This window comes from Acidovorax sp. GW821-FHT10A04, assembly GCF_059415825.1.
Window position 1 is genome coordinate 562,791 of sequence record NZ_JBWKNZ010000002.1, and the last position, 25,306, is coordinate 588,096.

The 25,306-nt window shown below is 68.8% G+C and carries 20 protein-coding genes; 3 read left to right on the forward strand and 17 right to left on the reverse strand.

Annotated elements, in window-relative coordinates; all coding sequences use genetic code 11:
- Positions 1 to 9: 9 nt before the first annotated feature.
- From AC07PF_RS07005 to AC07PF_RS07025, 5 genes are all read right to left on the reverse strand, one after another.
- Positions 10 to 888: a sugar phosphate isomerase/epimerase family protein gene (locus tag AC07PF_RS07005; protein ID WP_494611316.1), complete on the reverse strand. Its 879-nt coding sequence runs from the start codon at positions 886 to 888 to the stop codon at positions 10 to 12.
- A 5-nt stretch (positions 889 to 893) separates the two neighbouring features.
- A complete protein-coding gene (locus AC07PF_RS07010) occupies positions 894 to 2,105 on the reverse strand; it encodes a dihydrodipicolinate synthase family protein (RefSeq protein WP_494611317.1) in 1,212 nt (403 codons plus the stop codon).
- Between the two features lie 31 nt (positions 2,106 to 2,136).
- The gene (locus AC07PF_RS07015; RefSeq protein ID WP_494611318.1) at positions 2,137 to 3,300 is read right to left on the reverse strand and encodes a Gfo/Idh/MocA family protein; all 1,164 of its coding nucleotides are present in this window, start codon (positions 3,298 to 3,300) and stop codon (positions 2,137 to 2,139) included.
- Between the two features lie 104 nt (positions 3,301 to 3,404).
- Positions 3,405 to 4,397 (reverse strand): tripartite tricarboxylate transporter substrate binding protein, encoded by a 993-nt coding sequence (locus tag AC07PF_RS07020; protein ID WP_145694214.1) that lies wholly within the window; start codon positions 4,395 to 4,397, stop codon positions 3,405 to 3,407.
- A 320-nt stretch (positions 4,398 to 4,717) separates the two neighbouring features.
- The gene (locus tag AC07PF_RS07025; RefSeq protein WP_494603386.1) at positions 4,718 to 5,365 is read right to left on the reverse strand and encodes a TetR/AcrR family transcriptional regulator; all 648 of its coding nucleotides are present in this window, start codon (positions 5,363 to 5,365) and stop codon (positions 4,718 to 4,720) included.
- Positions 5,366 to 5,692: 327 nt separating this feature from the next.
- On the opposite strand from AC07PF_RS07025, the gene AC07PF_RS07030 reads away from it, so the two are divergent.
- Positions 5,693 to 7,066 (forward strand): hypothetical protein, encoded by a 1,374-nt coding sequence (locus AC07PF_RS07030; protein ID WP_494611406.1) that lies wholly within the window; start codon positions 5,693 to 5,695, stop codon positions 7,064 to 7,066.
- 243 nt (positions 7,067 to 7,309) lie between these two features.
- Here AC07PF_RS07030 and AC07PF_RS07035 read toward each other — a convergent pair whose 3' ends face one another.
- The 6 genes from AC07PF_RS07035 to AC07PF_RS07060 all read right to left on the reverse strand — a co-directional run bounded on the left by AC07PF_RS07035 (position 7,310) and on the right by AC07PF_RS07060 (position 16,625).
- Positions 7,310 to 9,544, reverse strand: a complete 2,235-nt coding sequence (locus AC07PF_RS07035; protein WP_494611319.1) for an NADP-dependent isocitrate dehydrogenase — start codon at positions 9,542 to 9,544, stop codon at positions 7,310 to 7,312.
- 295 nt (positions 9,545 to 9,839) lie between these two features.
- Positions 9,840 to 10,391: a tetratricopeptide repeat protein gene (locus AC07PF_RS07040; protein ID WP_494603382.1), complete on the reverse strand. Its 552-nt coding sequence runs from the start codon at positions 10,389 to 10,391 to the stop codon at positions 9,840 to 9,842.
- Between the two features lie 30 nt (positions 10,392 to 10,421).
- Positions 10,422 to 11,129: a ligase-associated DNA damage response endonuclease PdeM gene (gene pdeM, locus AC07PF_RS07045; RefSeq protein WP_494611320.1), complete on the reverse strand. Its 708-nt coding sequence runs from the start codon at positions 11,127 to 11,129 to the stop codon at positions 10,422 to 10,424.
- Positions 11,130 to 11,146: 17 nt separating this feature from the next.
- Entirely contained in the window at positions 11,147 to 13,861 is a 2,715-nt protein-coding gene (locus AC07PF_RS07050) for a ligase-associated DNA damage response DEXH box helicase (RefSeq protein ID WP_494611321.1), read from the reverse strand.
- Entirely contained in the window at positions 13,858 to 15,567 is a 1,710-nt protein-coding gene (locus AC07PF_RS07055; protein ID WP_494611322.1) for an ATP-dependent DNA ligase, read from the reverse strand. The genes AC07PF_RS07050 and AC07PF_RS07055 overlap by 4 nt, the downstream gene beginning before the upstream one ends.
- Complete coding sequence (locus AC07PF_RS07060; protein WP_494611323.1) at positions 15,564 to 16,625, reverse strand: ligase-associated DNA damage response exonuclease; 1,062 nt, start codon at positions 16,623 to 16,625, stop codon at positions 15,564 to 15,566. Before AC07PF_RS07060 ends, AC07PF_RS07055 begins: the two co-directional genes overlap by 4 nt.
- A 164-nt stretch (positions 16,626 to 16,789) precedes the next feature.
- On the opposite strand from AC07PF_RS07060, the gene AC07PF_RS07065 reads away from it, so the two are divergent.
- The gene (locus AC07PF_RS07065) at positions 16,790 to 17,299 is read left to right on the forward strand and encodes a BON domain-containing protein (RefSeq protein WP_494611324.1); all 510 of its coding nucleotides are present in this window, start codon (positions 16,790 to 16,792) and stop codon (positions 17,297 to 17,299) included.
- 158 nt (positions 17,300 to 17,457) lie between these two features.
- Positions 17,458 to 19,044: an ABC transporter substrate-binding protein gene (locus AC07PF_RS07070; protein ID WP_007853976.1), complete on the forward strand. Its 1,587-nt coding sequence runs from the start codon at positions 17,458 to 17,460 to the stop codon at positions 19,042 to 19,044.
- A 94-nt stretch (positions 19,045 to 19,138) separates the two neighbouring features.
- Here the strand turns inward: AC07PF_RS07070 and AC07PF_RS07075 are convergent, their stop codons facing one another.
- From AC07PF_RS07075 to AC07PF_RS07100, 6 genes are read right to left on the reverse strand one after another with little or no spacing between them, the layout of a single operon-like run.
- Positions 19,139 to 20,602 carry a M81 family metallopeptidase gene (locus AC07PF_RS07075; RefSeq protein WP_494611325.1) on the reverse strand — a complete coding sequence of 488 codons (1,464 nt, stop codon included), beginning with the start codon at positions 20,600 to 20,602 and terminating at the stop codon, positions 19,139 to 19,141.
- On the reverse strand, positions 20,599 to 21,858 hold the full coding sequence (locus AC07PF_RS07080; protein WP_494611326.1) for a Zn-dependent hydrolase: 1,260 nt from the start codon (positions 21,856 to 21,858) through the stop codon (positions 20,599 to 20,601). The genes AC07PF_RS07075 and AC07PF_RS07080 overlap by 4 nt, the downstream gene beginning before the upstream one ends.
- A gap of 25 nt (positions 21,859 to 21,883) precedes the next feature.
- On the reverse strand, positions 21,884 to 22,588 hold the full coding sequence (locus tag AC07PF_RS07085; RefSeq protein ID WP_007853979.1) for an ABC transporter ATP-binding protein: 705 nt from the start codon (positions 22,586 to 22,588) through the stop codon (positions 21,884 to 21,886).
- The gene (locus AC07PF_RS07090) at positions 22,585 to 23,370 is read right to left on the reverse strand and encodes an ABC transporter ATP-binding protein (RefSeq protein WP_494611327.1); all 786 of its coding nucleotides are present in this window, start codon (positions 23,368 to 23,370) and stop codon (positions 22,585 to 22,587) included. The genes AC07PF_RS07085 and AC07PF_RS07090 overlap by 4 nt, the downstream gene beginning before the upstream one ends.
- Positions 23,367 to 24,365 carry a branched-chain amino acid ABC transporter permease gene (locus tag AC07PF_RS07095; protein ID WP_494611407.1) on the reverse strand — a complete coding sequence of 333 codons (999 nt, stop codon included), beginning with the start codon at positions 24,363 to 24,365 and terminating at the stop codon, positions 23,367 to 23,369. Before AC07PF_RS07095 ends, AC07PF_RS07090 begins: the two co-directional genes overlap by 4 nt.
- Before the next feature lie 11 nt (positions 24,366 to 24,376).
- Positions 24,377 to 25,237, reverse strand: coding sequence for a branched-chain amino acid ABC transporter permease (locus AC07PF_RS07100; protein ID WP_494611328.1), 861 nt, complete (start codon positions 25,235 to 25,237; stop codon positions 24,377 to 24,379).
- Positions 25,238 to 25,306 lie beyond the last annotated feature (69 nt).

Here is a 25,306-nt window from a genome sequence, read left to right on the forward strand (position 1 = left end):
CCCGGCACATCAGACCACGGCGCAATGCCGTGCGATGCAGGTATCGAGCGTCTCCTCGCCGGTGCGCTGCCACCAGTCCAGCGCCGAGAAGATCTCCACCTCGGCATAGCCGCCAAAGCCCGCGGCCTCGACCCACTGGCGGATCTTCTTCAGTTCGATCACGCCGTCGCCCATCATGCCGCGGTCGCTGAGCAGGTCGCGTGTGGGCAGGCGCCAGTCGCACACATGGTAGGCCAGCAGGCGCTCCTTGCCGGCACGGGCGATCTGTTGTTCCAGCTTGGGGTCCCACCACACGTGGTACACATCCAGCGCTACGCCGAGCGCACCGGTCTTGCGCGCATCGAGCGCGTCGCAGATGTCCAGCGCCTGCTCCAGCGTGTTGATGCAGGCGCGGTCGGCCGCCTGCATGGGGTGCAGCGGCTCGATGGCCAGCGGCATGCCCACCTGGCGCGCGTACTCCAGCGACGCGGCGATGCCGTCGAAGACTTCGCCGCGCGCGCGGGCAAGGTCGGTGTAGTGCGGCGTGCCCTCCAGCGCGCCGGGCAGGGCGCCCACCACCAGCACCAGGCAGGTGGCGTCGAGCGTCTTGGCCTCGTCGATGGCGCGGCGGTTGTCGTCGAGCGCGGCGCGCAGCCCGGCCGCATCGGCCGCCGGGAAAAAGCCGCCGCGGCAGTAGCCCGACAGTGCGATGCCGTGGGCGCGCAGCTGGCGCGCGGTGGCCGCAAGGCCGGCTGCGGCCACCTGGTCGCGCCAGGGGCTGATGGCGCGGATGCCGCGCTCGGCGCACTGGTCGATGATGCGCGCCAAGGGAACCTCGGCCCCCTGCTGCTTGCGCACGGTGGCGGTGTTGATCGACAGCCAGCGGTGGTCTTGCGAGAAATCACGCATGGCGGTCAGGCGCTCACGCCGTGCAAGGCCAGCAGGTGGCCCATGCGCTGCACGGCCAGTTCGGGCTGCTCCAGCAGGTCGGCCTGGTCGGCCAGACGGAACAGTTCGGCGAAGTGCACCAGCGAGCGCGTGCTCTGCTGCCCGCCCACCATGGTGAAGTGGCGTTGGTGCCCGTTGAGCCAGGCCATGAAGACCACGCCCGTCTTGTAAAAGCGCGTGGGCGTTGAAAAGATGTGGCGCGACAGCGGCACCGTGGGCCCCAGGATGGCGTGGAAGTGCGCCGTATCGCCCGTGGCCAGGGCCGCCAGTGCGGCACTCGCGGCCGGTGCAATGGCGTCGAAGATGCCCAGCAGCGCATCGCTCTGGCCCTGGCGCGGCGTGCCGCCGGCGCCGTCGCCCGCGATGAGCTCGGCGTAATTGAAGTCGTCGCCCGTGTACATGCGCACGCCCTGGCCGTCGGTGCCGCCCGTGGCGGGCAGGCGCCGGCGCATGGCGACCTCCTTGTCCTTGTCGAGCAGCGAGATCTTGATGCCGTCGACCTTGTCCGGGTGCGCGGCGATCACGGCCAGGGCCGTGTCCATGGCCGCATCCACGTCGCGCGAACCCCAGTAGCCCGCGAGCGCCGGGTCGAACATGTCGCCCAGCCAGTGCAGCACCACGGGCTGGCGCGCCTGCGAGAGGATGCGGTCGTACACGCGCTCGTAGTCGGCAGGGCTCTTGGCCACGCGGGCCAGCGCACGGCTGGCCATCACGATGAGCTTGCCGCCGAGCTTCTCGATGGCCTCCATCTGCTCTTCATAGCCGCGGATGACGTCGTCGACCGACTTCACCTCGTCCAGCACCAGGTGGTCCGTGCCGCAGCCCGAGGCCACGAGCGCGCCCGGGCCGAAGTCGCGCGCCGCGTCGAGCGAGCGGCGGATCAGCTCCAGCGAGGTCGGCCAGTCCAGCCCCATGCCGCGCTGCGCGGTGTCCATGGCTTCGGCCACACCCAGGCCCAGCGACCACAGGCGCTGGCGGTAGGCGATGGTCGCATCCCAGTCGACCGCGCACTGCAGCCACGGGTCGATGGCCGCCAGCGGGTCGGCCACCACGTGGGCGGCTGAGTAGGCGATGCGGTTGAACACTGCACCCTGCTGCGGCACCACCGGCGGGCGGCCTTGCAGGGTGTAGGGGCTGGTGCGGCCATCGGCCGTGGGCAGGGAGAGGCGAAGGGCCATGGTGAACTCGGGAAAAGTGGTGAGAAATGGATCAGGCTTTGAGGGGCGCTACGTCCACCCAGCGGCGTTCCTTCCAGCTTTCCAGGGCGGCTTCCACCAGCTGCACGCCCTTGGCGCCTTCGGGCAGGGTCCATTGGTACGGGGCGTCTTCCACCACGTGGCGGATGAAGTGCTCCCACTGGATCTTGAAGCCGTTGTCGTAGACCTGCGAATCGGGGATCTCCTGCCACTGGTCGAAGAAGTTCATGCTTTGCTTCTCATCGGGGTTCCACACCGGGCGCGGCGTGGCCACGCGGCTTTGCGCGCGGCAGCTCGACAGGCCGGCCACGGCCGAGCCGTCGGTGCCGTCCACGTGGAAGGTGACCAGGTCGTCGCGGCGCACGCGCGTGGCCCAGCTCATGTTGAGCTGCGCGATCACCGGCTCGCCGTTGTGGCCGGTGAGTTCGCAGGTGGCATAGGCGGCATCGTCGGCCGTGGCCTTGTACGGTTGGCCGGCCTCGTCCCAGCGCTGGGGGATGTGGGTGGCGCCGATGCACGAGACCGATTTGACCTCGCCGAACAGGTTGTCCAGCACGTAGCGCCAGTGGCACATCATGTCCAGAATCATGCCGCCGCCGTCTTCGCTGCGGTAGTTCCAGCTCGGGCGCTGGATGGGCTGCAGGTCGCCCTCGAAGACCCAGTAGCCGAACTCCAGGCGCACGCTCAGCATGCGGCCGAAGAAGCCCGCGCGGCGCAGCATGTCGAGCTTGCGCAGGCCGGGCAGGAACAGTTTGTCCTGCACCGCGCCGTGCTTGAGGCCCGAGCCCGAGGCCAGGCGCGCGATCTCCACCGCCTCGTTGAGGTTGGTGGCGATGGGCTTTTCGCAGTACACATGCTTGCCCGCGCGGATCGCCTTGGCGAGCAGGGTGGGGCGCATCTGTGTGGTGCCGGCGTCGAAGAACACCGTGTCCTCGGGGTTGGCCAGGGCGGCGTCGAGGTCCGTGCCCCAGCGCGCGATGCCATGGGCCTTGGCCAGCGCCTCCATCTTCTCGGCGTTGCGGCCGATCAGGATGGGGTCGGGCATCACGCGGTTGCCGTTCCCAAGCACCACGCCGCCCTGCGCGCGGATGGCGCAGATGGAGCGGATCAGATGCTGGTTCATGCCCATGCGGCCGGTGACGCCGTGCATGATGAGTCCGAGTCGTTGGGTGGCCATGGTGTCGGTCCGTTTCAGTTCTAAAGTTGCAAAAAGGATGGGGCAAAGGCGCGGCCTGGCCACCCCATCGCAGGGGCGGGCGTTGCGGTGCTGCGCGCAGGGAATTACTGGGTGGGCTGGAGACCGGCCGCCTTGACGAGTGCGGCGTTGTTCTTGATCTCGTCCTTGATGTAGGCGTCGAACTGCTCGGGCTTGAGCGTCCAGGCGTCGGCACCGAGCTTGAGGAAGCGCTCCTTCACCTCGGGCGTGGCCAGGGCCTTGACCACCTCGTCGTGCAGGCGGTTGACGATGTCGCGCGGCGTCTTGGCCGGCACCATCATCCCGATCCAGAAGTTGAACTCCGAGCCCGGCACGCCGGCCTCGGCCGTGGTGGGCACGTCGGGCAGGGCGGCCGCGCGCTTGGGCGAGCCCACGGCCAGCGCCAGCAACTGGCCGTCCTTGATCTGGCCGATGACGGGCGCGATGGGCGAGAAGTAGTAGTCCACGCGGCCCGACAGCACCTCGGTCACGGCCTCGGCCGAGCCCTTGAAAGGGATGTTGGTCGCATCGATCTTCGCGGCCAGCTTGAACTTCTCGGCGTTCAGGTGCGTGGCGCTGCCCTGGCCGGCCGAGGCGAAGTTCACCGTGCCGGGCTTGGCCTTGGCCGAAGCCACCAGGTCCTGCAGCGTCTTGATGCCCTTGGCGGGCGAGATCACCAGCGCATTGGGCAGCGAGGAGATCGGCGTCACGCCCGCGAAGTCGCCCGTGGTGTCGAAAGGCAGCTTGGCGAAGGTCAGCGGGCTCACCGTGTGCGAGGAGGAATGGATCATCACCGTGTAGCCGTCGGGCGCGGCCGTGGCCACCGCCTGCTGGCCGATGGTGCCGCTGGCGCCGCCGCGGTTGTCCACCACCAGCGACTGGCCCATGCTCTGGCCCATCTTGTCGGCGATGGCGCGCGCAATGATGTCGGTGGTGCTGCCCGCGGCGAAGGGCACGATCACGCGGATGGGCTTGGTGGGGTAGCCGCCCTGCGCGAGGGCACTGAACGACAGCGACGTGAGCGTGGCTGCCGCCAGGGCGGTGGCGGCAGCGCGGCGGGTGGTGCGGATGAAAGGCATGGATTTGTCTCCGTTGGCAGGCTTGGACTTGCTCTTTAATTCACTGATTGGTGAATAGAGCAGATTTTTAGGCATTGCTGCGCCTGCGTCAACGCGGTTCCGCAGGCCGGAATTAGGGGTTTACCCGGAAGGGTGGGCAGCGAGCGCTTCTGCATCGCCGCAGGCTGGTGCAACTGGCGCGGTCCAGACCAGCGCCCCCGTGCAAGGGCCGCCAAGCCGCGCAGGCGGCGCTTCGCTTGCGTGCACTGGGGGCCTCTCCCCCCCGGCTCGCGCAGCGAGTCGAGAGAGGGGTGAAGGCGCGAAGCGCCTCTGGGGGTGTCTTACTTCAGCACATAGCCCAGGATCACATCGCACATGTGGGTCAGCCGCTCGTTGCGGGCCTTGGGGGTCATCAGGTCGCGCCCGAAGATGGCCGACAGGGTGTGGTTGTTCGACAGGTAGAAGTACGACAGCCCGGCGATCGAGACATACAGCTGCAGCGGGTCCACCCCGCCGCGAAAGCTGCCCTCGCGCCGGCCGCGCTCCAGCACCTCGCCCAACATGGCGATCAGCGGCGAGTTCATCTCGCGCGCGCGCTGCGACTCCTGCAGGTGGCGCGCCCTGTGCAGGTTGGCGCTGTTGAGCAGGGTCAGGAACTGAGGGTTCTCCAGGTAATACACCCAGGTGAACTCCACCAGCCGGCGGATCGCGGTGGCGGGCTCCAGCTCCACCAGGTTGAGCTTGCGCTCCTCCTCTCGGATGTGCCGGTAGGCCTGCTCGAGCACGGCCTGGAAGAGCTTTTCCTTGTCCTCGAAGTAGTAGTAGATCAGCCGCTTGTTCAGGCCGGCGCGCTCGGCGATGCGGTCCATGCGGGCACCGCCCAGGCCGTGCTCGGCGAATTCGCCGCGCGCCGCGACCAGGATCTCGCCCTGGGAACGGTCGGCGTCCCGCTGGCGCTCCTTCGAAGTGGTCTCGGTGTCTTTGCTCATGCCTGAATAATTCACTAAATGGTTAACAAAATCCAGTCCTGCAGCGACCAGGGGCAGGTTTTGTGGCGGCGGTGCACGGTGCGGCGAAGGCTTCCCGCGGGAACGGGGGACTATAGCGAGCGCGCGGCCAAGCCCTGGCTGGCGCAGTCCCATATGCGCAGCGTATGGAGCTGCCCTGTGCGGGCTATTTGACGGGGGCCAAGGGGCTTTCTACGATGCGCGATGGCCCCCTTGCCCGCCCCTGCCTCCCCCGAGAGCCGCACAACACACGCCGGAGACGAATCGCCCATGCACCCCCTTCGCACCCTTTGTAGCCTTCGCGCGCCCATGGCGCTGCGCCTGTCCCTGCTGGGCCTGGCGGCCGGCCTGCTGGCGGCCTGCGCGCCGATGAAGACACCGCCGGCCGCCGGCGTGGGCACTGCCGTGCCGGCCAGCAAGGAGGCAGCGCCCGTCGCCACGGCCTGCCCCAAGGACATCGAGGCCATTGCGCGCTGCCTGTCGGGCCAGGACTCGGCCGGGGCCTACTACCTCATCGCCATGCCCAACGCCTGGAACCAGGTGCTGGTGATGCATTCGCACGGCGGCCCCACGCTGGGCGCCCCCAAGGCCGAGCGCGCGGTGGAGGACCTGGAGCGCTGGTCCATCATGGTCCGTGCCGGCTATGCCTGGGCCGGCAGCACCTTCCGCCAGGGCGGGGTGGCCGTGCGCGCCGCGGCCGAGGACACCGAGCGCCTGCGCCGCATCTTCGTGGCCCAGGTGGCCCAGCCGCGCCGCACCATCCTGCACGGCCAGTCCTGGGGGGCCGGCGTGGCCGCCATGGGCGCCGACATGTTTGGCCACGGCGCGGTCAGCCCCCGGCCCTACGATGCCGTGCTGCTCACCAGCGGCCTGCTGGCCGGCGGCAGCCGCTCGTACGACTTCCGCACCGACCTGCGCGTGGTCTACCAGCACCTGTGCCACAACCACCCGCTGCCCGGCGAGGCGCAGTACCCGCTGAACATCGGCCTGCCGGCCAGTGCGAAGCTGACCGGTGCCGAGCTCACGGCCAGGGTCAACGACTGCCTGGGCCTGGACAAGCCCGCTGCCCAGCGCACGCCCGAGCAGCAGCGCAAGGTCAAGACGATTGTCGACGTGCTCCGCATCCCGGCCAGCTCCATCCAGAGCCACCTGAACTGGGGCACCTTCCACTACCGCGACGTGGTGCACCTGCGCACGGGCGATGCCAGCCCCTTCGGCAACACCGGCGCGCGCTACACCGGCTCGCCCGACGATGCAGCGCTCAATGCCGCCGTGCTGCGCTACCAGGCCGATCCACAGGCCCTGGCGCGCTTTGCCCAGGACACCGACCCCACGGGCCGCATCGACGTGCCGGTGCTCACCACCAAGGGGGTGGACGACCCGACCGCCTTCGTCGAGCTCGATGCCTTCTTCAAGGGCACGGTGGAGCGCGCAGGCAGCGGCGCGCGCCTGGTGCAGACCTTCACCCAGCACAACACCCACAGCTACCTGAGCGACCCGACCTACCCCACGCTGATGACGGCGCTGCTGCGCTGGGTGGACGAGGGCGTGAAGCCCACGCCCGAGGGCATTGCCCAGCAGTGCCCGGCCAACGAAGCGAGGTTCGGCAAAGGCTGTGCCTTCCTGCCGGCCTATGTGCCCAAGCCCCTGAACAGCCGCGTGGTGGACCGCGACAGACCGTAAGACCTTTTTAACGCCGCAATGAAAAAGGCCCCGCATTGCGGGGCCTTTGCTTTAGGACAATTGAACAGGTATCAGTTGTCCACGGTGCTGCTCGCCACCCACGACGGACCGAACTGGCGCGGCCCAAGCCAGCGCCCCCGTGCAAGGGCCGCCCCGCCGCACTGGGGGCGTCCCCCTCCCAGATTGCGAAGCAATATGAGAGAGGGGGAAGGCGCGAAGCGACTCAGGGGGTGCTTCACTTCATCAGGCCGCAGCAGCGAGCGCCTTGTTCAGCGTTTCGCTGGGGCGCATGACCTTGTCGAGCTTGGCCACGTCGGGCTGGTAGTAGCCGCCGATGTCGGCGGGCTGGCCCTGCACGGCAGCCAGTTCGGCCACGATGGCCTCTTCCTTGGCCGTCAGTTCCTGGGCCAGCGAGGCGAAGCGCGTGGCCAGTTCCTTGTCGTCCGTCTGCGCGGCCAGTTCCTGGGCCCAGTACAGGGCCAGGTAGAACTGGCTGCCGCGGTTGTCCAGCTGGCCGGTCTTGGGCGAGGGGTTCTTGTTGTTGTCCAAGAGCTTGCCCGTGGCGGCGTCCAGCGTCTTGGCCAGGATCTTGGCCTTGGCGTTGCCGGTCTTGATGCCCAGGTCCTCGAACGACACGGCCAGCGCCAGGAACTCGCCCAGCGAATCCCAGCGCAGGTGGTTCTCTTCCACCAGCTGCTGCACGTGCTTGGGGGCGGAGCCGCCGGCACCCGTTTCATACATGCCGCCACCGGCCATCAGCGGCACGATGGACAGCATCTTGGCCGAGGTGCCCAGTTCCATGATGGGGAACAGGTCGGTCAGGTAGTCGCGCAGGATGTTGCCGGTGGCGCTGATGGTGTCCAGGCCGCGGATCACGCGCTCCAGGGTGTAGCGCATGGCACGCACCTGGCTCATGATCTGGATGTCCAGGCCGGTGGTGTTGTGCTCGTGCAGGTACATCTTGACCTTGGTGATCAGCTGCGCCTCGTGCGGGCGGTACGAGTCGAGCCAGAACACCACGGGCATGCCGGAGTTGCGGGCGCGGTTGACGGCCAGTTTCACCCAGTCGCGGATCGCGGCATCCTTGACCTGGCACATGCGCCAGATGTCGCCGGCTTCCACGTCCTGGGACAGCAGCACTTCGCCGGTCACCAGGTCGGTGATGTTGGCCACGCCGTCTTCGGCGATCTCGAACGTCTTGTCGTGCGAGCCGTATTCTTCGGCCTGCTGCGCCATCAGGCCCACGTTGGGCACCGTGCCCATGGTCTTGGGGTCGAACGCGCCGTGCCATTTGCAGAAGTTGATGATCTCCTGGTAGATGCGGGCGAAGGTCGACTCGGGCATCACGGCCTTCACGTCCTTCAGGCGGCCGTTGGCGTCCCACATCTTGCCGCTGTTGCGGATCATCGCGGGCATGGACGCGTCCACGATGATGTCGTTGGGCGAGTGGAAGTTGGTAATGCCCTTGGCCGAGTCGACCATGGCCAGCTCGGGGCGGTTCTCGTGGCAGGCGTGCAGGTCGCGCTTGATCTCGTCGCGCTGGCTTTGAGGCAGCGTCTCGATCTTGGCGTACAGGTCGACCATGCCGTTGTTCACGTTCACGCCCAGCTCGTCGAACGTCTTGGCGTGCTTGGCGAACGCGTCCTTGTAGAAGATGCGCACGCAGTGGCCGAACACGATGGGGTGGGACACCTTCATCATCGTGGCCTTCACGTGCAGCGAGAACATCACGCCGGTCTTGCGAGCGTCTTCGATTTCCTTCTCGTAGAACTCCAGCAGCGCCTTCTTGCTCATGAACATGCTGTCGATCACCTCGCGGTCGAGCAGCGCGACCTTGGGCTTCAAGACAATGGTCTTGCCGCTCTTGGTGATCAGCTCCATCTTCACTTCGCGGGCGCGGTCCAGCGTCATGGACTTTTCGCCATGGTAGAAGTCGCCGTGGTGCATGTGCGAGACGTGGCTGCGCGATGCCTGGCTCCATTCACCCATCGAATGGGGGTTCTTGCGCGCGTAGTTCTTCACGGCGGCGGGCGCGCGGCGGTCGGAGTTGCCTTCGCGCAGCACGGGGTTCACAGCAGAGCCGATGCACTTGCCGTAGCGTGCCTTGATCTCTTTTTCCTTGTCGTCCTTGGGCTGGTCCGGGTAGTCGGGCAGTGCGTAGCCCTTGCCCTGCAGCTCGGCGATGGCCGCCTTGAGCTGCGACACCGAGGCGCTGATGTTGGGCAGCTTGATGATGTTGGCGTCGGGCTGCAGCGTCTTCTTGCCCAGCTCGGCCAGGGTGTTGGGAGCGCGTTGCTCTTCCTTCAGGAACTCGGGGAACTCGCCCAGCACGCGGGCGGCCACGGAGATGTCGGACTCCGCCACGTTGATGCCGGCCGGTGCGGCAAAGGCACGGATGATAGGCAGGAAGGAAGCCGTGGCCAGGCGAGGTGCCTCGTCGGTCAGGGTGTAGATGATGGTCGGTTGCTGGGTCGTCATGGCTTGTCTCACGAAACGAGTGTGTAAATGCCCTTTGCCGGGGTATGGCAGGGGCCAAACGCGAATGCTCTCGCATTCTCGTCTTTTGGCGCTTTATCGGGCCCCGGTTTTTGCAATCGAATTCCACAATGCAAAATTTACCGACGGGTAGGCGAAAATTTTTAATGCGTTGCCTATAGCGGAAGTGGTTTCGCACCGAAATCGGGCGGCGCCAAACCCGAAAAGCCTCATTGCCGCAAGGGCCAACGGGCAAGGGAATCCAGTGCATGCCGCGGCCGTGACCGCCTGCCTGACCTCAGGGTCGCCGGTAGCTCAAACTCTGCAGGACGCCCTGTGCGCGCAGCAGGGATTGCGCCTCTTCGCGCCCCGCTGGGGTGATGAAACGGGAGCGGATCGCTCGCCTCAGGCAATCCCGGGCGCGGGCCTCGCAGATCGGCGTTCCTTGGCCCTGCAGGTGGCACTTCGCCAACTTGACCCAGGCATCGCCGTCGCCATCGAGCGCAGCCTTGCGGAACCAATGGAACGCGCCGCGGTGGAAATGCCGTTCCTGGAACAGGATGGCCAGATTGTTGGCGCCTACGAAATCCCCTGCGTGGCGGGCCTTGCGATACCAGATCCGTGCCAGATACTTACTGGAACGAGTGCCCAGGCCTTCGTCGTAGAAATATCCCACATCCAGCATGGCGCCCCTGGCCCCCTGGTGTGCACAAGCCAGAAAGAGTTGAAAGGCTCGCGGCAGGTCATTTGCGTCCCAGGCCTCATGGGCTCGGCTTTCCATTTCATCCAGCTCGGTCATCCAGCGCCTTTCATCGACCCCATGATGCGGCCAGTGGGTCGGGGCATCCATGGTAGCGGTCTGATCTACGCACGCTGATGCTCAACTGGAAGATCGAACCTCCACCACCCGATCCCCCACCACCGCAAACCGCCGTGCCTGTGGCGCAATCGACTGGCTCGATGTCCCCGTGAACGCACCAAACGCCGGCAACACCAGCAACCCTGGCGTGGAGGCGAAGCAGGGCAGGCGCGCGGCGTCGCGCGCCAGGCCGTAGAGGGTCACTGTGGGGTGCAGATGGCCTGCGAGCACGGTGCTCCCTTCCACCCCCAGCGGGTGGTGGCAGGCCAGCACCTCCGCCCCTTCCTCCGGCGGCCAGGGTTCGTCGGCCAGGGCGATGTTGAGTGCCGCCGGCGGATCGCCCGCATGCATGTCGTGGTTGCCGCGCACCAGGGTCATGCGGATGCCGGCGTGGCGCTCACGCCAAGGCAGCAGCTGGGCCCATAGGGAGCCATCGGCGCCGCTGCGCGCGTGCAAAAAGTCGCCCAGGAAGACCAGGTGCTGTGCGCCCGTCACGGCCAGCACCGCGTCGAGCCGGGCCAGGTTGTCGGCCGTGGTGCCGTGCGGCACGGGCTGGCCGGCGCGGCGGAAGGTGGCGGCCTTGCCGAAGTGCACGTCGGCCACGAAAGCCATGCGCGCGGCGGGCCAGACCACCGCGCGCTGGGGCAGCAGCCACAGCACCGTGCCGCCAGGCAGGGTGATGGCATGGGCGCCTGGGGGCGTGGAGGTCGGGGCGGCGTCGTTCAGCAAGGGCGGGGTGGCTGGGCTCAGAATCCGTGGCGTCTGCGGGGCCGGCGGGGTGTTTCCTGGGCGTCGCCGCGGCGCGCGCGCCGGGGCGATGCGGTGGCCCCGTCGGGCATGTCCCAGGCCATGTCGGCCGGGTCCACCGGATTATCGGCTTCGTGGGTGCCCGTGGTGTCGTCGGCCGCCTGCTCCAGCGCCTGCACCATGCGCGCCAGCCGGTCGGCCAGGGTCTCGGTGCTCAGGCGCTCGCGAAAGCGCTCCACCATCAAGGGCAGGGCAAAGGGAGTGGGGCGCGTGAGCGCATGGATGGACAGGGTCTGTGCCTGCATGCCGCGCAAGGTGCGTGCCAGGCGCTCCATGTCCAGCTCGTTGGCCAGCAGCTCGGCGCGGGCCTGGGCCAGCAGCAGGTTGTCGGGGTCGTACTGGGCGAACACGTCGTAGTACAGCGAGGACGAGGCCTGCAGCTGGCGGCTGCTGCGCTGCTCGCCTGGGTGGCTCTGGAAGATGAGGCCGGCGATGCGCGCGATCTCGCGAAAGCGCCGGCGCGCCATCTCGGTGGCGTTGAGGCTGGCCAGCACCTCCTCTTCGAGCCCGCTGCCGAGGGTGGTGGGCGTGCCCTCGCCCAGGATGCGCGGCAGCAGCGTGGCCCAGGCGATGGGCTTGGCCGAGAGCAGCTCCAGCCCGTAGTCGTTGACCGCGATGGAGAAGGTGTTGGCCACCTGCTGCGACGCGCGCCAGGCCAGCAGCCCGGCCAGGCCCAGGTGCACCAGGCGGCCCGCCAGCGGGTACAGGTACAGGTGCCAGCCCTCGCGCGTGTGCAGGGTCTCGGCCACCAGGCGGCTGGGGGTGGGCAGGGCCGACCAGGCGTGCTGCAGCGCCAGCAGGGGCTGGGCGGACTGCATCTCGGGCGATGCGTACACGCCGCGCTCGGCCTGCTCCAGCATCTCCAGCATGGCGTCTGCCAGGGTGTTCGACAGCGGCATGCGCCCGCCGTTCCAGCGCGGCAACGCGGCGCTGCCCTTGGGGGCAATGCGCACGTAGGCCGTCATCTGCTGGGTGCGCACCAGCTCCAGCAGGCGGCCCGCGAACATGAACACATCGCCCTTGCGCAGGCGCGCGATGAAGCTCTCTTCCACCGAACCCAGGCGCCCGCCGCTCACGAACTGCACCTGCATGCTGGCATCGCTCACGATGGTGCCGATGTTGCTGCGGTGGCGGCGCGCCAGCCGTGCATCGGGCACGCGCCACACCCCTTCCTCGTCGGGCACGGCGCGCTGGAAATCGGGGTAGCTGGCCAGCGAGGCCCCGCCCTGGCGCACGAACTGCAGGGCCCACTGCCAGTCGTTGTCGGCCAACGCGGCATAGGCCGGCGCGCGGCGCACCTCGGCCAGCAGCTCCGCGGGCACGAAGCCGCCGCCCAGTGCGATGGTTACCAGGTGCTGCACCAGCACGTCCAGCGGCGCGTGCGGCGTGTGCCGCTCTTCGATGCGGCCCAGCGCCAGCGCATGGCGCGCGGCGGCCGCCTCCACCAGCTCCAGGCTGTGCGTGGGCACCAGGGTGATGCTGGACGTGCGCCCGGGCGCGTGGCCTGAGCGGCCCGCGCGCTGCACCAGCCGCCCCACGCCCTTGGCCGAGCCGATCTGCAGCACCTGCTCCACGGGCAGAAAGTCCACGCCCAGGTCCAGGCTCGAGGTGCAGACCACGGCCTTGAGCTGGCCGGCCTTGAGCCCGGCCTCCACCCAGGCGCGCACCTCCTGGCCCAGCGAGCCGTGGTGCAGCGCCAGCGTGCCGGCCCAGTCGGGCCGGGCCTCCAGCAGCGCCTGGTACCAGCGCTCGGCCTGCGAGCGCGTGTTGGTGAAGACCAGGGTGGACGCACAGGCCTCGATGGATTGCACCACCTGCGGCAGCAGCGCCAGGCCCATGTGGCCGGCCCAGGCAAAGCGGTCCACCTTGGGCGGCAGCATCACGTCCACCTGCAGCGCCTTGTCGATGCGGCCCTGCACCAGCACGGCGGGCGGTGCTGTGGGTGCGCCCGTCACCGGGCGGGACAACAGCGTATCCAGCGCCTCCTGCAGGTTGCCCAGCGTGGCCGACATGCCCCACACCTGCAGGGCCGGGTTCCAGCCCGACAGGCGCGCCAGCGCCAGCTGCGCCTGCACGCCGCGCTTATTGCCCACCAGCTCGTGCCATTCGTCCACCACCACCAGGCGCACGTGGCGCAGGCGCTCGTGCGCATCGGCGCGTGCCAGCAGCAGCGACACGCTTTCGGGCGTGGTCACCAGCAGCGTGGGCAGGCGCCGGTCCTGTGCGGCGCGCTCGCCGCTGGCGGTGTCGCCGGTGCGCAGGCCGCTGGTCCAGTCCGGCGCCAGATCGGGCAGGGGCGCGACCAGCGCACGCAGCGTATCGGCCGCCAGGGCGCGCATGGGGGTGATCCACAACACCGTGAGCGGCGGCGCTGCCGCGCGGCGTGTGCGCACGGCCGTGCGCGCACTGGCCTGTGCAGTCGGTGCCACGGGCTCGCCTGCCAGCGCCAGGTGCTGCAGCGCGCCCAGCCACACGGCATAGGTCTTGCCCGCGCCGGTGGTGGCATGCAACAGGCCCGAGCGCCCCTCGCCCAGGGCGCGCCACACCTCCTGCTGGAAGCCGAAGGGCTGCCAGCCGCGCGTGGCCATCCAGCCAGCAGCCGCGCTCGCGGCCACCGTGGGCAGCGGCTTGCGCGGGCGGCGCGCCGTGCTCATGCGGCGGCGTCCTGCCCCGGCAACAGGGCCACCAGGGTCTGCAGGGTATCGGCCTCGGCCACGGTCTTGTCCTGGCGCCAGCGCAGCATGCGCGGAAAGCGCACGGCGATGCCGCTCTTGTGGCGCGGGCTCCTGCCGATGCCCTCGAAGCCGAGTTCGAAGACCATGGTCGCATCCACGCTGCGCACGGGCCCGAAGCTCTCGCGCGTGGTCTTGCGGATGATGGCGTCCACCTGCCCGATCTCCACGTCCGTCAGGCCCGAGTAGGCCTTGGCGAACGGCACCAGCTGGCGCTCGGGGTCGCCCTGCGGCCCGTTCCATACCGCAAAGGTGTAGTCGCTGTACAGGCTGGCGCGGCGGCCATGGCCGCGCTGGGCGTAGATCAGCACCGCGTCCACGCTCATGGGGTCGATCTTCCACTTCCACCACACGCCCACGTCCTTGGTGCGGCCCACGCCGTAGTGCGCCTGGCGGTGCTTGAGCATGAAGCCCTCGGTGCCCATGCCGCGCGCAGCTTCGCGCTGGCGCGCCAGGTCCGGCCAGTCGGCGCCCTGCAGCAGCGTGCTCAGGCGCAGGCCCGGTTGCGCGGCGGGAGCGATCGCCGCCGGGTCGGGCTGCAGCGTGGCCTCCAGCAGAGCGCGGCGTGCCTCTTGGGGCTGCTGGCGCAGGTCCTGCCCCGCATGTTCGAGCAGGTCGTAGGCCACCAGCACCACGGGCAGTTCGCGCAGCAACTTGGGGCCCAGGGTCTTGCGGCCCAGGCGCTTTTGCAGGTCGGCAAAGGGGCGGGGCTGGGGCTCGTCGGGCAGCCACACCAGGATCTCGCCGTCCACGACCGTGCCATCGGGCAGGGCCGCCATCGCGGCCTCGGCCAACTCGGGAAAGCGGTCGGTCACCAGCTCCTCGCCGCGCGACCAGACCCACACCGCGCCCGCACGCCGCACGATCTGCGCGCGGATGCCGTCCCACTTCCACTCCACCAGCCAGTCGCCCGGCGTGCCCAGCAGCGCAGGCATTTCGGCCACGGGCTGGCTGAACGGGTGCGCCAGGAAGAAGGGGTAGGGCTGGCCCGCCATGCCGGCATCGCCGGTTCCGGGCTCGCTGCCATTGGCAGCATCGTCCACCGGTGCGACCAGGGCGGCGTAGTCGTCCGCCTGGGGCTGCCGGCCGATCTGCGTGTAGCCCATGAGCCGGTGCGCGATGCGCTTGGGGTCCAGCGCGCTCACCGTGGCCAGCGCTTGGGTGACCTGCAGGCGCGACACACCCACGCGGAAGTTGCCGGTGATGAGCTTGAAGTACACGAAACGCTGCTCCGGCGCCAGCAGGTCCCACTGCATGCGCAGGCGGGCATCGGCCTCTTCGGGTTGCAGGGCGCGCAGGGGCAGCAGCTGGGCCATCCACTCGGCCAGTGGCAGGTCCACAGGCTGCACCGGGGGCGGCAACAGCAGGGCCAGCGTTTCGGCCAGGTCGCCCACGGCCTGGTAGCTTTCTTCGAACAGCCATTCGGGCAGTCCGGCCGCCTCCTGCGCCAGGGCTTTCAGGCGCTTGGTGGGCACCATCTGGCGCGGTTTGCCTCCGGCCAAAAAGTAGGTGGCCCAGGCCGCATCGGCCGGAGGCGCCACGCGCAGGTAGGCCACCAGTGCCGCCAGCTTGGCCGACTGCCCGGTGGTGGCATCGAGCGCCTGGAACAGCGTGGCAAAGGCCTTCATGCCGCAGCCTCGGGCGCCGGTGCATCAGGCTGCGCTGGCGGCGCTGCCCCGGCATCGTCCTCGTTGTCGTCGGCGCCGTACTCGGTCACGAACACCTGGGCGTCCAGGCCCTGCTCGCACAGCCAGCGCACCATCACGTCGGTGCTGCCATGGGTCACGATGATGCGCTCGGCACCCGTGGCACCAATGGCCTTCTGCAGGCTGGGCCAGTCCGCGTGGTCGCTCATCACGAAGCCCCTGTCCACGCCACGGCGCCGGCGCGCACCGCGCACCAGCATCCAGCCGCTGGCAAAGGCATCGGAATGCTCGCCAAAGCGCTTGAGCCAGGGCGTGCCCGCCGCCGAGGGCGGTGCCAGCACCAGCGCGCGGCGCAGCTCGGCCTTGGTGACGCCCGGGTCCGTCACGCGCAGGGTGGGCGGCAGCGCCACACCCGCCGCGCGGTACACGGCATTGAGCGGGTCCACTGCGCCATGCACGACGATGGGGCCGATGCCCGCATCCACCCCATGCAGCAGGCGCTGCGCCTTGCCGAAGGCGTAGGCATACAGCACGCTGGCCTTGCCCGCCGCCGCATTCGCGGCCCACCAGGCATTGATGTCGGCGAACAGCGCGGGCTGCGAGGGCCAGCGGTAGATGGGCAGGCCGAAGGTCGATTCGGTGATGAAGGTATGGCAGCGCACCGGCTCGAAGGGCGGGCAGGTGCCGTCGTCCTCGAGCTTGTAGTCGCCCGAGGCCACCCACACCTGGCCACCATGCTCCACCCGCACCTGGGCCGATCCCAGCACATGCCCGGCCGGGTGCAGCGACAGGCGCACGCCGTGGTGGTCGATGGTGTCGCCATAGGCCAGCGTCTGCAGGTCGATGTCCGCGCCCAGCCGGTTGCGCAAGGTGCCCTCGCTGTCGGTGTGCGCCAGGTAGTGCGCCGAGCCCATGCGCGCATGGTCCGAGTGCGCGTGCGTGATCACGGCCCGCTCCACAGGCCGCCAGGGGTCGATGTAGAAATTGCCGGCCGGGCAGTACAGGCCTTCGGGGCGGTGGACGATGAGGTCGCTGGGCATGGGCGCGGTGGGTGGGCTGTCCATCCTAAGCGCTGGGTGCGGCCGGTTGGCAGTGCACGCCGCAAATCGCAGCCATGTCCTACACGCTGCCTGGTGGGTGGCGACGCGCTTGGTGGGGCGACAAGTCCTCACTAAGATGGTTATAGAAATCCGACGAGGTGCCCATGCCCCTTTTGCCGACCCCGATGAAGGCCTGCGCCCTGGCGCTCGCAGGCCTCCTGGCGTCCACCGTGCCCGCCCATGCGCAGGAGGCCCGCACCAACGCCTTCAACGACCCTTTCCTCCAGGTCACCGCCGCCATCCCCGGCTGCCCCGTGCCCGAGGGCCCTCTGTACACCGAAGCCGAGGTGCGCGAGCTGGCCCATGTGCGTTCGCAGCATGGCGGCAGCTGCCACCGCGTGGGGCGCTGCCGGTTGCCCAACTCCTACCTGTACGACGCCGAGATCATCCCGCGCGTGCAGCGCTACGTCCGCGAGGAGGGGCGCTTCGGCGATACCAGCGTGTGGGTGCTGGGCGAGCGGCGCCTGGTCACGCTGATGGGCTGCGTGCAGTCGGCCGAGCAGGCGCGGGCGCTGGAAAAGGCCGTGGAGCTGGTGGACGACGTGATGGGCGTCATCAACCTGCTGCAGGTGGGAACCGAGCGGCGCGCGGCGCGGTACCCCCTTGCCAAGTAGGTACTGGTAGATACCGCAGTTGGGGCATTTGCGCAATCCGCCATGACGCGCAATTGCGCGGCGGAACCACACTGCCTGGACGGGGGCTTTTGCGCGCGCCCGTCCTGCTGCATATTGCCGATTCCTCCGAACACTCCTGTCTTGCAAAGGAACCCCCCATGCACTTCAAGCACTCCCTGCTCGCGGCCGCCACCCTGGCCCTGGCAGCCATCGCCCCCACCGTGTCGGCAAAACCGTTCAAGTGGGCCGGGTCCACCGACATCCAGACCATGGACATCCACTCGCAGAACAGCGCCCTGGGCAACGGCATCCATGCGGCGGTGTACGAGTCGCTGGTGATGTTCAACAGCCGCACGCTCAAGGTCGAGCCGCTGCTGGCCACCTCGTGGCAGCAGGTCAGCCCCACGCAGCTGCGCGTGAAGCTGCGCCAGGGCGTGAAGTTCAGCGACGGCTCGGCCATGACCGCGGACGACGTGGTGTTCTCGCTGCAGCGCGCCATGAGCAAGAGCTCCACCTACGCCATCTACACCCAGGGCATGGACCGCATCGCCAAGGTGGATGGCGAGACCATCGACATCTTCCTGAAAAACCCCAACCCGGTGCTGCTCAACCAGTTGACCGAGTTGCGCGTGATGAGCAAGGCCTGGTCCGAGAAGAACAACGCCGTCGAGCCCAAGGACATCAAGTCCAAGGACGAGACCTTCTCGCACCGCAATGCCATGGGCACCGGGCCCTTCGTGCTCAAGGAGTGGGTGCCCGACCAGAAGCTGGTGTTCGCCGCCAACCCGCAGTGGTGGAACGCCGGCAAGACCGAGGGCAACGTGACCGAGATCGTCTACACGCCCATCAAGTCCGAGGCCACGCGCATCGCGGCCCTGCTCTCGGGCGAGGTCGACATGGTGCGCGAAGCCAATCTGCAGGACCTGGAGCGGCTCAAGGCCAACCCCAACATCAAGGTCATGGAGATGGTCGAGAACCGCACCGTCTACCTGGCCCTGGACCAGTTCCGCGACGAGCTGCAGGGCAGCAGCGTGAAGGGCAAGAACCCGCTCAAGGACCTGCGCGTGCGCAAGGCCCTGTACCAGGCCATCGACGTGGCTACTCTGCAGCGCGTGACCATGCGCGGCATGTCCAAGCCCACGGGCGCCATGGTCTCGCCCCTGGTCAACGGCTGGACCGAGGCGGTGGACAAGCGCCTGCCCTACGACGTCAATGCCGCCCGGGCGTTGCTGGCCGAGGCGGGTTACAAGGACGGTTTCGAGGTCGACTTTGCCTGCAGCAACAACTCCATCATCCAGGACGAGAACCTGTGCCAGGCCATCACCTCGATGTGGGCGCGCGTGGGCGTCAAGGCCAAGCTGCGCACCCTGCCGTCGGTGACCTACTACCCCATGGCCCAACGGCACGAGGCCAGCATCGCGCTGCTCAGCTGGGGCGTGCCGACCTTCGATGCGCTGTACACCCTGCAGTCGCTCACGCGCACCAAGACCACGGGCGGCGACGGCAACTACAACCTGGGCCGCTACAGCAACGAGCGCATGGACTACGTCGTGGACCGCGTGAAGACCGAGATCGACCAGCCCGTGCGCAACCGCCTGCTGACCGAAGGCCTGCAGCTGCAGAACGACACGGTGGCCAATATCCCCCTGCACAACCAGATGCTGGCCTGGGCGATGAAGAAGAACGTCGAACTCGTCCAGCGCCCCGACAACCGTATCGACTGGCGCCTGATAAAGGTGAATTAACCCACGGAGGCGTTTCGCGCCTTGGTGTGCCCGCCAGAGTCGATCACTCTTCGTGCCGTCCAAGCCTGCGCAGGCAGGCTTGGAGCCGCGGCACTCAGTCCAGCGGGAACACCGGCCGGCGCACGTTCTTGAATGGGAACAGTGCGTAGTTGGAGCTGGTCACGCCCGTGGGGCTGTCGCATTCGACCAGCGCGTGCGACAGCGGCACGAACACCGGGCGGCAGTACATGCGCGACTTGAGCAGCACGAAGCGGTGCGCCGTGGGGTCCACGCCCACGCACGAGAACACGCCCAGGTCCCAGGGCTCGTGGGTCTTCTCGGTCACCACGATTTGTGCGCTGCCGGTGTCGAACAGCACGGTGCGCCCCATCGCGCAGCGCTGCCCGGTGTAGATGGGCCCGGTCACGGTGTACTCGCCGTCGCTGATGGCGCGCACCGTGCCGGTCAGCGCCACGGGCTCCTTGGACACGTTGAGCTGGGTGAGCGGCACCTTGTTGCCCAGGCGCACGGTGCACTGCGCGCCCACGCCGGCCGCCACGAGCTCGGCCACAGCCTCGGGGTCGCACAGCGGGCCCACGGCGATGTCCGACAGGCCCTCGGTGACGGCGGCCTGCAGCACGTCCATGGAATCGCAGGTGCCGCCGGACATGCAGTTGTCGCTGTGGTCCAGCAGCAGCACCGGGCGCTCGGCGCCTTGCGCCAGGGTCTGCGCGCGCTGCAGCGACTGCGCCAGGGGCTCGCTGTCGTAGACGAACTCGGCGCGCTCCTGCCAGATGGTGGCCGCGATGCGGTCGGCCACGGCCTGGGCTGCTTCGGGCGCATCGGCAAGGCCGGTGACCACCACGCTCATGAACGGCGCCTCGATGTCGGCCAGCGAGAACCCCGCGAACACCGAGACGGCGGGCACGCCATCGGCCTCGGCAGCGCGGGCGGCGTCCACCGCACGCAACATGGCGCCCTCCAGCGTGGTGCTGCGCAGGGTGTGGCCCATCATGGGCAACTGGTGCCAGCGCACGCCGTAGCGCGCCTGGCCCTGCAGCATGGCCAGCAGCAGGCGCCCGGCATGCTCGCCCGTCTCGTACATGTCGATGTGCGGGTAGGTCTTGAAGCCCACCATGACGTCGGCGTTGGCGACCATCTTCGGTGTGATGTTGCCGTGCAGGTCCAGCGCCACGCCGATAGGCACGCCGGGCGCAGCGGCGCGCACGCGCGCGAGCAGGTCGCCCTCGCCATCGGGGCTGTTCTCGGCCACCATGGCGCCGTGCAGGTCGAGCAGGATGGCGTCGCAGCCGGGGGCGGCCTCCACGATGCGGCGGGTCAGCTCGTCGTAGGCGGCGGCATGCACCGGGCCGCTGGGGTTGGAGGTGGCCGACACCGGCGTGACCAGCATGGCGCCCAGGCCCTGGGCCAGGTCGATGAAGGCCGCCATGGCCGTGCGCATGCCCAGGTTGTCGCGCAAGGCGTCCTCGCCGTAGGTAGGCGCGAACGCCGCAAGCGGCGTAGGCACGGGCGAGAAGGTGTTGGTCTCGTGGTTCAGGCGGGCGATGAGGATCTTCATGCGGCGACCACCTGGGCGCTGCGCAGCATGGCCTGCAGCAATACGTTGCAGCCGGCCTCCAGGTGCTCGGGCTCGGCGTCCTCGATCTCGTTGTGGCTGATGCCGTCGGCGCACGGCACGAAGACCATGGCGGTGGGCGCCAGGCGCGCCAGGTACACGGCATCGTGCCCGGCACCGCTGACCACGTCCATCGCGGTATAGCCCAGGGCCTGGGCATCGGCGCGCACGCCTTCGACCAGCGCGGGCGCAAACGGCTGTGGCGGGAAGTACACCACCTGCTCCACCGCGATGGGCGTGCGGCCGGCCGTGCCGATGCGCTCGCAGGCGGCGCGCAACGCGGTATCCATCTGCAGCAGCACGGCATCGTCGGCGGCGCGCAGGTCCACCGTCATGCGCACGCTGCCGGGGATCACGTTGCGCGAACTCGGGAACACGTCCAGCACGCCCACGGTGCCGCGGGCGTGCGGCGCATGGGCCAGGGCGATGCGGTTGACCTCGGCCACCAGGCCGCTGGCGGCCAGCAGCGCATCGCGGCGCAATTCCATGGGCGTGGGGCCGGCATGGGCCTCCATGCCTTGCACGCTCACGTCGTACCAGCGCTGGCCCAGGGCACCCTGCACCACGCCGATCACGCAGCCGTTGGCCTCCAGCACCGGGCCCTGCTCGATGTGCGCCTCGAAATACGCGCCCACGGGCGGCGTGGGGCCTGCGGTGCCCGCATAGCCGATGGCGGCCAGTGCCTCGGCCACGCTGGTGCCCTGCGCATCGCGCTGGGCCAGCGCATGCTCCAGCGTGAAGGCGCCGGCGAACACGCCCGAGCCCATCATCACCGGCACGAAGCGCGAGCCTTCCTCATTGGTCCACACCGCCACCTCGATCGGGGCTTCGGTCACGATGCCCAGGTCGTTCAGCGTGCGCACCACCTCGATGCCGGCCAGCACGCCATAGTTGCCGTCGAACTTGCCGCCCGTGGGCTGGGTGTCGATGTGGCTGCCGGTCATCACCGGGGGCAGGGCATCGTTGCGCCCGGCGCGGCGCGCGAAGATGTTGCCGATGGCGTCGGTGCGCACGCTGCAGCCGGCCTCGCGCGCCCAGCGCACGAACAGGTCGCGGCCTTCGCCGTCGAGCGCGGTGAGGGCCAGGCGGCACACGCCGCCCTTGGGCGTGGCGCCGATCCGGGCCAGGTCCATCAGCGATTGCCACAGGCGCGCGCCGTTCACGCGCGCTTGCAGGGCAGGGGAGGGGGTCGTCGTCATGTCCACAGTCGGATTCCTGAAAAATCTATGCCAGGCCCACGCCCAGATAGCGGTCCTTGATGGCGTCGTCGGCGAGGAAGGCGGCGTTGTCCGCCTCGTGCACGATGGCGCCCTGTTCGATCACGTAGTGCCGGTCGGCCAGCTGGGTGCAGACCTCCAGGTTCTGCTCCACCAGCAGGATGGCCACGCCCGCGGCCTTGATGGTCTTGAGCTGCGCCACGATTTCTTCCACGATCACCGGCGCCAGGCCCTCCACGGGCTCGTCCAGCATCAACAGGCGCGGCGCATTCATCAGCGCGCGGCCGATGGCCAGCATCTGCTGCTCGCCGCCCGACAGCTGGCCGCCGCCGTTGCCGCGCCGCTCCTTGAGGCGCGGAAAGATGCGGTAGATGTCCGGCAGCTGCCAGGGAGAGCGCTTGCGCTGGCCCAGCAGCAGGTTCTCCTCCACCGTGAGCAGCTTGAAGATGCCGCGATGCTCGGGCACCAGGCACACGCCACGCTGGGCGATGGCATGCGTGGCCAGGCCTTGCACCTCGTCGCCCGCAAAGCGCACACGGCCCTGGGTGGGCGGCACCACGCCGCAGATGCTCTTGAGCGTGGTGGTCTTGCCCGCGCCGTTGCGCCCGAGCAGGGTGACCAGCTCGCCGTCGCCCACGCGCAGGTCCACGCCCTGCAGCACATGGCTCTTGCCGTAGTGGGCATGCAGCCCCTGGATGTCGAGGATCGTCATGCCGCCTTGCCCCCCGTGATCATGTTGCCCAGGTAGGCGCTGCGCACCCGGTCGTCGCTGCGGATGGCATGGGGGTGCCCTTCGGCCAGCACGCGGCCCTGCTGCATCACCGTCACGGTGTCGGAGATGTCCATCACGATGTTCATGTTGTGCTCGATGAGTACCACGGTGTGCTCGTCCTTGAGTCCCTGGATCAGCCGCTTCATGTCGTCGAGGTCGTCGATGCCCATGCCCGAGGTGGGCTCGTCCAGAAAGATCGCCTTGGGCCGCGCGGCCAGCGCCATGCCCACCTCCAGCCGGCGCTGCTGGCCGTGCGAGAGGTTGCCCACCGGGGTGTCGGCATGGCGTTCCAGCCCCAGGCGCGCCAGCACGCTGGCCACCACCTCGGCCTGCGAGCGCGCGCCCTGCGGCGCATGCCAGCAGTTGAGCGCATGGCGCGGCGCCGTGCCCTGGGCGGCCAGGCGCAGGTTCTCGCGCACGGGCAGGGTGAGGAACAGGCTCGTCACCTGGAAGGAGCGCGCCATGCCGCGCTGCACCCGTTGGTGGTCGGGCTCGTGCGTCACGTCGTGTCCGTCGAACACGATGCGCCCGCCATTCACGGCCTTGGTGCCCGTGAGCATGTGGAACAGCGTGGTCTTGCCCGCGCCGTTGGGGCCGATGACCGAATGGACCGTGTTGGCGCGCACCTTGAGGTCCACGCCCGCCAGCGCGGCGAACTTGTCGTAGCGCTTTTCCACGCCCACGGCTTCGAGCAGGATGGGGGAGGGGGTGGCGGTGCTCATGCGTGGCCTCCTTGCGTGGCGGATGCATCGGCCTTGCCGCTGCGGCCCTTGCCGCGCAGCAGGTTCCAGGCCGACTCGCCCAGTCCCCACAGGCCGCGCTGCAGCCCCAAGCTGACCACCATGAGCACCACGCCCAGGATCAGCAGCCAGCGCGGCCACAGGGTGGACAGCCAGTCGCCCACCAGCAGGTAGAAGGCCGAGCCGAGCAGCGAGGCCAGCAGGTTGCCCGTGCCGCCGATGACGGTCATGACGAGGATCATTTCGCTGGTGTGGTACTCGGCGCTCGCGAGCGGGGCGATGCCCGTCATCATGGCGTGCAGCGCACCGGCCAGGCCGGTCACCGCGCCCGAGATCACGAAGGCCTGCAGCTTGAGCAGCTGGAGGTTGTAGCCGATGGCGCCCGCGCGCTCTTCGTTGTCGCGCACCGCCAGCAGCGTGCGCCCGAAGACCGAGGCCGACACCTTCTGCAGCAGCCAGAAGGCCACCAGGAACACCGTGGCCACGAAGCCGTAGTACTGCCAGGGCGAGGCCAGCGGCCACAGCGTGAAGCCGCCCACGGCCAGCGAGGGGCGCGGGATGTCCATCAGCCCGTTGTCGCCGCCCGTGATGCCAGGCATGGAGTAGGCGAGAAAGTAGAACATCTGCGCGAAGGCCAGGGTCAGCATCACGAAGTAGGTGCCGCGCTGGCGGATGGCCACCCAGCCCACGATGGCCGCGCCCAGCGCGCCCATCACCACGGCGAGCGCCAGGGCCAGCGGCATGGGCAGGGGCCAGCGCGTGAGCGTGAGGGCGATGGTGTAGCTGCCCAGGCCGAAGAAGATGCCCTGCCCGAAGGACAGCAGCCCGGTGTGGCCCAGCAGCAGGTTGCAGCCCATGGCGGCCAGGCCATAGATCAGCACCTCGCTGGCCAGCGAGCCCGATTGCATGGTCAGCGGCATCACCAGTACCACGGCCAGCGCCAGCAGCAGGTGGAAATTCTTGCGCAAGATTGTCATCATGGTGGTGTTCATCCTTTGCGGCCCAGCAGGCCATGCGGGCGCAACAGCAGCACGGCGGCCATGGCGATGTAGATCATGAGCCGCGCCCCTTCGGGCCACACGGTGCTCATCACGCTCTGCACGATGCCGATCAGCAGACCGCCGATCAGCGCCCCGGCAAAGCTGCCCATGCCACCGACCACCACCACGATGAAGGCCACGCCCAGCGCCTCGATGCCCATGAAGGGCTCGGCCCCGCGCATGGGGGCGGCCAGCACGCCGGCAATCGCGGCCGTGGCCGCACCCAGCGCGAACACCAGGCTGAAGATGCGGAACACGTTGATGCCGAGCAGCGAAACCATCTCGGTCGATTCGCTGCCCGCGCGCACCGCGCTGCCCAGGCGCGTGCCTTCGAGCACGTACCACAGGCCCACGGCCAGCATGGCGGTGAAGCCGATCACGAACAGCCGGTACTTGGGGTAGACGATGCCGCCCCACATGACCACGCCCTGCAGCAGGTCGGGCACCGGCACGCTGTCACCAAGCGGCCCCCATTGCAGGATCACCAGCTCCTGGATGGCCAGGGCCAGGCCGACGGTGACGAGGATGTGGAACTCGTGCGGCTTGGCGTACACGTGGCGCAGCACCAGCTTCTCAGTGAGCCAGCCCAGGGCGCCTACGACCAGGGGCACCACGGCCAGGGCCAGCCAGAAGCTCAGGCCCCAGCGCGTCATCTGGAAGCAGAAGTAGGCGCCCAGCAGGTAGAACGCCCCGTGCGCGAAGTTCACGAAGCGCAGCAGGCCGAACACGATGGACAGGCCGACCGCCAGCAGGAAGTACAGCATGCCGATGCCGATCCCGTTGATGGCCTGTAGCAGGTAGATGTTCATGGGCAAGGGACGAAGGAGGGGACACACGGCCCGTGGTTGGGCCGTGGAAGGAAATGGGACCGGGGCGCG

What these genes read in the sequence shown, in the direction of transcription:
- AC07PF_RS07060 (WP_494611323.1), bottom strand. Translation starts at nt 16,625, where the DNA reads ATGCCCAGCGACCTCATCGTCCACCGCCCCGAAGGCCTGTACTGCCCG.
- AC07PF_RS07050 (WP_494611321.1), bottom strand. Translation starts at nt 13,861, where the DNA reads ATGAGCACGGCGCGCCGCCCGCGCAAGCCGCTGCCCACGGTGGCCGCG.
- AC07PF_RS07075 (WP_494611325.1), bottom strand. Translation starts at nt 20,602, where the DNA reads ATGAAGATCCTCATCGCCCGCCTGAACCACGAGACCAACACCTTCTCG.
- AC07PF_RS07040 (WP_494603382.1), bottom strand. Translation starts at nt 10,391, where the DNA reads ATGGATGCCCCGACCCACTGGCCGCATCATGGGGTCGATGAAAGGCGC.
- AC07PF_RS07065 (WP_494611324.1), top strand. Translation starts at nt 16,790, where the DNA reads ATGCCCCTTTTGCCGACCCCGATGAAGGCCTGCGCCCTGGCGCTCGCA.
- AC07PF_RS07035 (WP_494611319.1), bottom strand. Translation starts at nt 9,544, where the DNA reads ATGACGACCCAGCAACCGACCATCATCTACACCCTGACCGACGAGGCA.
- AC07PF_RS07090 (WP_494611327.1), bottom strand. Translation starts at nt 23,370, where the DNA reads ATGAGCACCGCCACCCCCTCCCCCATCCTGCTCGAAGCCGTGGGCGTG.
- AC07PF_RS07010 (WP_494611317.1), bottom strand. Translation starts at nt 2,105, where the DNA reads ATGGCCCTTCGCCTCTCCCTGCCCACGGCCGATGGCCGCACCAGCCCC.
- AC07PF_RS07070 (WP_007853976.1), top strand. Translation starts at nt 17,458, where the DNA reads ATGCACTTCAAGCACTCCCTGCTCGCGGCCGCCACCCTGGCCCTGGCA.
- AC07PF_RS07095 (WP_494611407.1), bottom strand. Translation starts at nt 24,365, where the DNA reads ATGACAATCTTGCGCAAGAATTTCCACCTGCTGCTGGCGCTGGCCGTG.
- AC07PF_RS07055 (WP_494611322.1), bottom strand. Translation starts at nt 15,567, where the DNA reads ATGAAGGCCTTTGCCACGCTGTTCCAGGCGCTCGATGCCACCACCGGG.
- AC07PF_RS07015 (WP_494611318.1), bottom strand. Translation starts at nt 3,300, where the DNA reads ATGGCCACCCAACGACTCGGACTCATCATGCACGGCGTCACCGGCCGC.
- AC07PF_RS07005 (WP_494611316.1), bottom strand. Translation starts at nt 888, where the DNA reads ATGCGTGATTTCTCGCAAGACCACCGCTGGCTGTCGATCAACACCGCC.
- AC07PF_RS07080 (WP_494611326.1), bottom strand. Translation starts at nt 21,858, where the DNA reads ATGACGACGACCCCCTCCCCTGCCCTGCAAGCGCGCGTGAACGGCGCG.
- AC07PF_RS07100 (WP_494611328.1), bottom strand. Translation starts at nt 25,237, where the DNA reads ATGAACATCTACCTGCTACAGGCCATCAACGGGATCGGCATCGGCATG.
- AC07PF_RS07085 (WP_007853979.1), bottom strand. Translation starts at nt 22,588, where the DNA reads ATGACGATCCTCGACATCCAGGGGCTGCATGCCCACTACGGCAAGAGC.
- AC07PF_RS07030 (WP_494611406.1), top strand. Translation starts at nt 5,693, where the DNA reads ATGGCGCTGCGCCTGTCCCTGCTGGGCCTGGCGGCCGGCCTGCTGGCG.
- AC07PF_RS07025 (WP_494603386.1), bottom strand. Translation starts at nt 5,365, where the DNA reads ATGAGCAAAGACACCGAGACCACTTCGAAGGAGCGCCAGCGGGACGCC.
- AC07PF_RS07020 (WP_145694214.1), bottom strand. Translation starts at nt 4,397, where the DNA reads ATGCCTTTCATCCGCACCACCCGCCGCGCTGCCGCCACCGCCCTGGCG.